Here is an 8,062-nt window from a genome sequence, read left to right on the forward strand (position 1 = left end):
CAGTGGGGTGTGCCCTATACCTACTACCAGTGGGGCATCTACTATAACAAAGACGCTTACGCGAAAGCAGGCGTAGACGCTGACTCGATCAAGACCTGGGATGATTTCATCTCGGCTTGTGAACAGTTCCAGGCGGCTGGCATCGACTGTCTGACCACCGGTTCCAAGGCCCTTTGGCCGATCGCCGGTATCTTTGACTACCTCGATCTACGCACCAACGGTTACGACTTCCACATGCAGCTGACCAGCGGCGACATCGCGTGGACCGATGACCGCGTGAAGGCCGTCTTTGCCGAATGGGCCAAGGTTCTGCCGTATACCACTTCAAACCACGCCGCGATTGACTGGCAGAATGCTGTGTCGAACATCGTTCAGGGATCGGCTGCGAACTACGTCATGGGCAACTTTGCTGTGGCCGCGTTCAAAGACGGTGGTCTGACCAACGACAACCTCGGCTTTATGCAGTTCCCGGAAATCACCCCGGGTCTGGCACGCGCCGAAGAAGCTCCGACCGACACCATCCACATTCCGGCCGGTGCCAAGAACGTCGAGGACGCCAAACTGTTCCTTGCCTTCCTTGCTTCGTCGGAAGTGCAGACCAAGATGAACGGTACCCTCGGTCAGTTGCCTATTAACAGCGGTTCAAGCGCGGGTGACGATCCCTACCTTGCTGCTGGCTTCGAGATGCTCTCGACCGCAGACGGCGGCATCGCCCAGTTCTTTGATCGCGATGCTCCGGCTGAAATGGCAAAAGCGGGTATGGAAGGCTTCCAGGAATTCATGGTCAAGCCGGAACGTCTATATGATATCCTTGAGCGCCTCGAAAAAGTACGAGCCCGCGTCTATCAATAAAAGCAATAACGGAGGGTGGTTTTGGCTGCCCTCCGGCCTTCAAGACGACTGGGAGAAAGTCCAAGAATGCCCGCTTCAACCGATTCCCTAAATTCCCGCCGGCTGCCCCGTGCGTTTGCGCCGTGGCTTTTTTTGGCCCCCGGTATAGCGATGTTCCTCGTTTATGTGATTATCCCGATTTTCCAGTCGCTCTGGGTGTCCTTCTATGATTGGGATGGGCTGAGTGACGCCAAATGGATCGGTGTCGCGAACTACCTGGAACTGCTGGACGATGATGCGTTCTACACTAGCCTGAAAAACAACATCATTTGGCTTGTACTATACATGCTGTCGGTTCCAGCTGGACTGATGATTGCTCTGTTCCTTAACCAGACCGTCCGCGGTATCCGCATCTACAAATCGCTGTTCTTCTTCCCGTTCGTGATTTCGCAAGTTGTCGTCGGCCTGATCTTTTCGTGGTTCTATGCTCCGGGCTTCGGCCTTTTGTACAAACTGATCGAACTGGTGACCGGGCAGGGCGTCGCTATTCTGGCGGACGAGAACCTTGTCACCTATGGCATTATCGCGGCGGGCCTCTGGCCGCAGATCGCCTATTGTATGATCCTGTATCTGACCGGCCTGAACGCCGTTGCGCCCGACCAGATCGAGGCCGCGCGTCTGGACGGTGCCAAGGGATGGAAGATGCTCTGGTACGTTGTGATCCCGCAACTGCGCCCCGCGACCTTTATCGCGATTGTGGTGACGGTGATCGGCGCGTTGCGCAGCTTTGACCTTGTTTCTATCATGACGTCCGGCGGTCCCTTCGGGTCGAGCCGCGTCCTGTCCTATTTCATGTATGAACAGGCCCTGTCCGAATACGGCTACCGTATGGGCTATGGTGCGGCCATTGCTGTTGTCCTGTTCGCCATCATGATTATCTTCATTTCGGGCTTCATCTGGAAGATGTGGCGCGACGAAATAGGAGTGCGCTGATGTTTCCGCGTCCCATCCAGAGCATGTCGCCTGCGTCGCAGGTGGCTTATAAGATCGCGCTTCCGGTGATGTTGGTCCTGTGGCTTTTGCCGTTACTTGGCGTTGCCATGACGTCGATCCGCCCGTCTGGCGACCTTGCTGCGGGGAACTACTTTGGCATCCCGTCGCGGCTGGCGTTCGACAACTACCTGACGGTGTTCCGCAACACCGATCTGGAGCGCTATCTGCTCAATAGCTTCAAGGTGACGATCCCGACCGTGATCGGAGCGGTCGGCCTGTCTTGTCTGACCGGTTTTGCCTTGGCCATCTACAAGTTCAAATCGAACCTGATCCTATTCTTCATCTTCGTGGCGGGGAACTTTGTTCCGGGCCAGATCCTGATGGTGCCGGTCCGTGACCTGACCGTCAGCATGGGCATGTACAACACTACCATGGGACTTGCACTGTTCCACATCGCGTTCCAGACCGGTTTCTGTACGTTGTTCATGCGCAACTTTATCAAGGCGCTGCCGTTCGAACTGGTCGAGGCGGCCCGCGTCGAGGGTGTCAGCGAATGGCAGATTTTCCGCCATGTCGTGATGCCGCTGATGCGGCCGGCAATCGCGGCGCTTTCGGTGCTGGTCTTCACCTTCATCTGGAACGACTTTTTCTGGGCGATGGTTCTGACCACCGGTGCTGCTACCCAACCGATCACGGCAGGTCTGAACAGTCTGAACGGACAATGGATTGCCGCGTGGCACCTTGTGTCGGCGGGGTCGATCCTTGCCGCGCTGCCGCCGGTTCTGATGTTTTTCCTGATGCAGCGCCACTTTATTGCGGGCCTGACCCTTGGAGCCGTGAAATGACGCAGGTCTGGAAACTCGAAGATCGACGCCAGACGCTGGTTCTGGCGTCCGTAGACGGACGAATGCCTTCGGTCGTCTACTGGGGCGGTAAACTTCCCCAAGGCGAGGATCTGGCGGTGCTAGCGCAAGCCACACGCCTTGATGTGACCGGCGGTATGCTGGACCGGTTGCCGGACCTGTCGATCTGTCCCGAGGTCTCGCAAAGCTTTTCCGGTCAACCCGGTCTAACGATCCGCTCCGAAGGCGGAACGCCGCTGCGCCCGCGTTTCGTTCTGGAGTCTGTCGACAATACCGATGACACCCTGACGGTGACGGCAAGGGATGCCGCGCTGGGGTTGACCTATCGGGCGGTCTTCACATTGGTCCAGTCGACCGGCGTTATCGAGGCGCGGTCAGAGATTGGCTCTCTCTCTCCGATTTGGCTGGATTGGCTGGCCGCACCTGTTTTCCCTGCACCGCAACTGGCCGACAAGATGATCGATTTTTCCGGCCGCTGGTGTGGCGAGTTCCAGCGGGTCGATACTCCCTGGACACCGGGCGCGCGCATGCGGGACAACCGCACCGGTCGCACCGGACATGAATATTTCCCCGCGATTATCCTGCCGGTTGGTGATGCGCGGAACACGGCTGGCGAGGTGGTGACCTTCCATTACGGGTGGTCCGGAGGGCACCGCATGGTGGCCGAGGAGCTGCCAGATGGACGCAGGCAGATCCAATTCGGCCATGCCGCCGGAACACACCTTGCGAAGGGCACGTCTTTCGCTTCGGCCACGCTGTTTGCGGCGCGGTCCGAGGATGGCATGAACGGCTGTGCCATCGCATTCCAGCGTCACTTGCGGGATCATGTTGTGCGTTGGCCGCATCCCGACCGTCCGCGTCCTGTGCATTATAACTGTTGGGAAGCGGTTTATTTCGATCACAAGCTCGACGAACTGAAAGAGATTGCAGAGCGGGCCGCCGCACTTGGCGCGGAACGGTTCGTGCTGGACGATGGCTGGTTCGGGCGACGCGATGATGACACCAGTTCGCTGGGCGACTGGGACATTGATGCGCGCAAATATCCCGATGGTCTTGATCCGCTTGTCAGTCATGTCAAATCGCTGGGCATGACTTTCGGAATCTGGTTCGAACCCGAGATGGTCAATCCTGACAGTGATCTTTATCGGGCGCACCCCGACTGGGCGCTGGGTGATGCTGACCAGATTACGGGGAGGCAGCAACTTGTTCTGGATATGTCTATTCCTGCGGTGGTTGAATATCTATATACAAAGATCGCCGCAGTGCTGTCGGTTTACGACGTTGATTATATCAAATGGGACCACAACCGCGTTCTTCCCTACCCCGACGCCGCACAGGCTGAGGGCACTAGGGCGTTGTTGGAACGTCTTGGGCGTGATTTTCCTGAAGTAGAGATCGAAAGCTGTTCTTCGGGCGGTGGACGAATTGATTTTGGGATTCTTGGCAGTACCCAGCGGGTCTGGTTGTCGGATAGTAATGACGCGATCGAGCGGCTTCGCATTCAGCACGAAGCTGCGCTTTTCCTTCCGATGGCCGTTACCGGTAGCCACGTGGGGCCGCGCCATTGCCATACTTCAGGCCGGGTGATCGATATTCATGTGCGGGCCTGGGTTGCTGCGCAGCGACATATGGGTTTCGAAATGGACCCCCGCGAATTAACCGATGACGAAGCGGTCGTTCTGAAAGACGTTACTGCGTGGTGGAAGACCAACCGCAACTGGACCATTGCCGCAGACATCTTGCGTCTCGATTCGGTCGATCCCGAGGTCACGGCGGAACTACAGCGAGCGGCTGATGGTAGCCGGTTTATTGTGTTTGTCGGACAAACGGGTACCTCGGCGCAGGTTCTGCCGCGTCCCTTACGTCTGTCTGGGTTGGAAGTCGATGCGATGTATAAAGTCGCTCTGCTGGACTCGGTTGGTAACAATCCGGCCTCGCGCAAAGGTGTGACACTGTCGACCGCACCTGTAGTCCTGTCCGGCCGGTTCCTAATGCAACAGGGCTTGTCCTTGCCAAAATGTTTCCCCCAGTCCATTTGGGTTGTTGAAGGAGAGCGGGTATGATCCGCCCCGAATGGATAGCCGCAGACTGGGGTACCACCAATCTCAGGATCTGGGCGATGGATGGCGACAGGATTCTCGAAAGTCGGTCATCTACTGATGGGATGGGAGTTCTCAAGCCGGATCAGTATCCCGCGGTTCTTGCGCGAGTTATTGATGGATGGGGCAAGGCGCCGGTTATTGCTTGCGGAATGGTCGGTTCGCGTCAGGGTTGGCGTGAAGCACCTTACACGGCCACGCCTACTTTAGTTTCGCCTCATCTGGTTGCCGTGCCTGGTCAGGATGTCTGGATTGTCAGCGGTGTTAAGCAGATGGACCCACCCGATGTTATGCGGGGTGAAGAGACCCAGATCGCAGGCCTTTTAAAGAGATTGCCCACCTTTTCCGGGACGGTTTGTTTGCCTGGTACACATACAAAATGGGTGCGAGTTGAAGATGGTGAGATAATCAGTTTTCAGAGTTTTATGACGGGTGAGTTGTATTCTCTTTTGAGTAATCAGTCTGTGTTGCGGCACTCTGTTGGGGATGGAAATGATCCCGCCGAGTTCATGAGGGCCGTCAAGGAGGCGCTGGCCGATCCAACAGCCAGTTTCGGCAGGCTTTTCCAACTGCGTGCGGGTGGACTTGTTGGAGATTTGACGCGCGAGAAAGCTGGTGATCGGTTGTCAGGGCTCTTGATCGGTTGGGAACTTGCAAGTGCGAAGCGGTATTGGGATGAACATGAAGTCATGGTGATTGGTGCTCCACGTTTGTTCGCGTTGTATCACGAAGCGTTGCAGGGCATCGGTGCGGCATCTTCCGTAATGTCAGGGGAAGACGCCACGCTCGCAGGATTATGTGCGGCTTGGTCGAACCTTAAGGATACTTTATGACAAGAAATATTATTGCCATTCTGCGCGGAATAACTCCAGATGAGGCTTTGGAAGTCGCGGCAGTATTAATAGATGCGGGTGTGACCAAGATTGAAGTTCCGCTCAACTCACCAGATCCGATTTCCAGTATTGCCAGAATGCAGAAACAGTTTGGTGAAGAGGCACTAATCGGAGCCGGTACAGTGATTTCGGTGTCGCAAGTTGCGCAGGTTGCTGCAACCGGTGCGCGACTAATAGTGTCGCCAAATAACGATCCATCAGTCATTAGGGCAACAAAGGCTGCAAATATGCTGAGTTTCCCGGGGATCATGACACCGACAGAAGTGTTTTCTGCTCTGGCGTCTGGGGCTGATGGTCTGAAATTGTTCCCGGGTGAAGTGATTGGGCCAGTTGGTCTAAAAGCAATGAGAGCGGTAATTCCGCAGGAGGTGCCATTGTTCGCTGTTGGCGGCGTATCGGCCCAAAATATGGGCGACTGGATCCGTTCTGGCGCTGCAGGTTTCGGCATTGGGTCTTCAATCTATAAGCCGGGGGATAGCACTACTGTAATTGCCCGTAAGGCACGTGAAATTGTGGATGCGTGGGATGCTGTCCAATGATGTTCGATCCGACACCTTGTGAACTTGGTGAGGGCGCCTTGTGGCACGATGGCCGGCAAAGCCTATTTTGGTTCGACATAATGAACCGGAAGCTGTTTGAAAGAACTCTCGATGGTCACGTTTCGGTTTTTGAGTTTGATCATTTGACTAGTGCTGCGGCCATTGTCGACGACAATAGTTTACTGGTCGCATCAGAGATTGCCTTGTCCATTTTGGATCTTGAGACCGGCAATCTTTCGTTCGTTACAAATCTTGAAGCTGATGATGATGTCACAAGATCAAACGATGGACGCGCTGACCCTTTTGGCGGTTTTTGGATAGGAACTATGGGCAAGAATGCTGAAAAAGGTGCAGGATCTATATGGCGTTTTTATAGAGGTGAACTGAAGCGCCTTTACACGGATCTCACAATAACGAACTCTATTTGTTTTTGCCCAAAAGGTAAAACCGCCTACTTTGCTGATACGATATCTGGCCAGATTATGAGCGTGTCATTAGACACAGAGGGATGGCCTGTTGGCACTCCAGATGTGTTTGTTGACCTTCGTGAACACGGCCTCAACCCCGACGGTGCAGTTACCGATCGTGATGGAAACCTCTGGTCTGCGCAATGGGGCGCATCTCGTGTAGCCTGCTATAGTCCCAATGGAACGTTTCTGCGGTCTGTTTCTTTTCCAGCCAGCCACACTTCTTGTCCTACATTTGGTGGGGTAGAGTTTGACACACTATTTGTCACGACGGCACGCGAAGGGCTGGCGGAACCAAATGACGTGGATGGCGCGGTATATGCCGCTCCGTTCACCGCAGTAGGATTGCCAAGTGCTCGCGTGATCCTTTGAAACGGCACCGTTTACACATGAAAGCACCGCTCTGGGGGAGTTTAAGTCGATATTTTAGATGTAGAAAATTTGTACGTCTTGGGCGAGAGCATTTGATTTCTTTTAGAGTATTGTGGAATTGCTTCAAAGCACAGCGAAGACCGCATTCCGCCGATGTCGTTGCGTAAGCATGCTCAGACAATAGCTCAGACTATTCGACTGCGTTTACCTGGTACTCTTCCCCAATAAGACGCTCGGCAGTGAACCTGTCGGTGATTAGCAGGTCGATGACGCCGGTACGCAGAGCCCCGCGAATGGCGTCAGTCTTGCTTTCCTCACCAGCTAAGGCCATCACGCGATCTACCTTTGCAAGTTCGTCAAGTGTCATGCCGATAACCCGATCATCCAACGGTGTCTTTACCGTTTTACCGTCACTGTCAAAGAAACGAAGACTGGTATCGCCGACACCACCCGCCTCAGTTACATCTGCCAATTCGCGTGAAGAAAATACGTTGCCGCTTCGTGATAGCATCGAAGATGGCTCAGCCAAGCTGGCAAACACGTCTCCGTATCCCTCCAACTTGATGGCTCTGCCCCTGTCACCGCTACGATCGAAAAAGACGCTGGAGGTGCAGAACAAGCGGACTGATGTAAATGCTGAAAGCGGTCATTGGCTGCCCCTTGAGTCAATGACCGCTTCTCTAATTGGGCATCTTGGTCAAGCTCGTTTTCTTTCATTCGTCAGAAGGATCGTTTTTCCGGGTCACGCTTCTCTTCGCAGTCTGGATTGGCGTTCGAAGGGCGCCGCTGCATGCATGTGTCGGATTGGTAGTGGAGAGCCCCGCTTTCCGGCGCGCTTCAAGTTGCGCAGCAGACATTTTCGGCTTCATCCACACACCTCGTCCGGATGGACGATCCCGTTCAGGTCAGGTGGTGGGCTATTGGGTAATGCCTGGCCTCCCACTTTTTCCTGTGTCTAACGTCATCGCCTTTGGGACAGATTTGTTGAATTGAGTTAGGAGGATT

General features: G+C 54.9%; 8 protein-coding genes. 7 read left to right on the forward strand and 1 reads right to left on the reverse strand.

Going from position 1 to position 8,062, the window contains the following annotated elements; all coding sequences use genetic code 11:
* The 7 genes from ACFDSS_RS12110 to ACFDSS_RS12140 all read left to right on the forward strand — a co-directional run.
* Window positions 1-852, forward strand: an 852-nt coding sequence (locus ACFDSS_RS12110; RefSeq protein ID WP_375256000.1) for an ABC transporter substrate-binding protein, incomplete at its 5' end; no start/stop codon positions are given.
* Window positions 853-918: 66 nt separating this feature from the next.
* Window positions 919-1,824, forward strand: a complete 906-nt coding sequence (locus ACFDSS_RS12115; protein ID WP_375256001.1) for a carbohydrate ABC transporter permease — start codon at window positions 919-921, stop codon at window positions 1,822-1,824.
* A complete protein-coding gene (locus tag ACFDSS_RS12120; RefSeq protein WP_375256002.1) occupies window positions 1,824-2,669 on the forward strand; it encodes a carbohydrate ABC transporter permease in 846 nt (281 codons plus the stop codon). The genes ACFDSS_RS12115 and ACFDSS_RS12120 overlap by 1 nt, the downstream gene beginning before the upstream one ends.
* Window positions 2,666-4,750 carry an alpha-galactosidase gene (locus ACFDSS_RS12125; protein WP_375256003.1) on the forward strand — a complete coding sequence of 695 codons (2,085 nt, stop codon included), beginning with the start codon at window positions 2,666-2,668 and terminating at the stop codon, window positions 4,748-4,750. Before ACFDSS_RS12120 ends, ACFDSS_RS12125 begins: the two co-directional genes overlap by 4 nt.
* Window positions 4,747-5,619, forward strand: coding sequence for a 2-dehydro-3-deoxygalactonokinase (locus tag ACFDSS_RS12130; protein ID WP_067551586.1), 873 nt, complete (start codon window positions 4,747-4,749; stop codon window positions 5,617-5,619). The genes ACFDSS_RS12125 and ACFDSS_RS12130 overlap by 4 nt, the downstream gene beginning before the upstream one ends.
* Window positions 5,616-6,218, forward strand: coding sequence for a 2-dehydro-3-deoxy-6-phosphogalactonate aldolase (locus tag ACFDSS_RS12135; protein ID WP_067551582.1), 603 nt, complete (start codon window positions 5,616-5,618; stop codon window positions 6,216-6,218). The genes ACFDSS_RS12130 and ACFDSS_RS12135 overlap by 4 nt, the downstream gene beginning before the upstream one ends.
* A complete protein-coding gene (locus ACFDSS_RS12140) occupies window positions 6,215-7,057 on the forward strand; it encodes an SMP-30/gluconolactonase/LRE family protein (RefSeq protein WP_067551579.1) in 843 nt (280 codons plus the stop codon). The genes ACFDSS_RS12135 and ACFDSS_RS12140 overlap by 4 nt, the downstream gene beginning before the upstream one ends.
* A 190-nt stretch (window positions 7,058-7,247) precedes the next feature.
* On the opposite strand, the gene ACFDSS_RS12145 is transcribed toward ACFDSS_RS12140, so the two are convergent.
* A complete protein-coding gene (locus ACFDSS_RS12145; RefSeq protein ID WP_375256004.1) occupies window positions 7,248-7,568 on the reverse strand; it encodes a sugar-binding domain-containing protein in 321 nt (106 codons plus the stop codon).
* Window positions 7,569-8,062 lie beyond the last annotated feature (494 nt).

The sequence above is a fragment of the Yoonia sp. genome, assembly GCF_042093035.1.
Taxonomy (GTDB): domain Bacteria; phylum Pseudomonadota; class Alphaproteobacteria; order Rhodobacterales; family Rhodobacteraceae; genus Yoonia.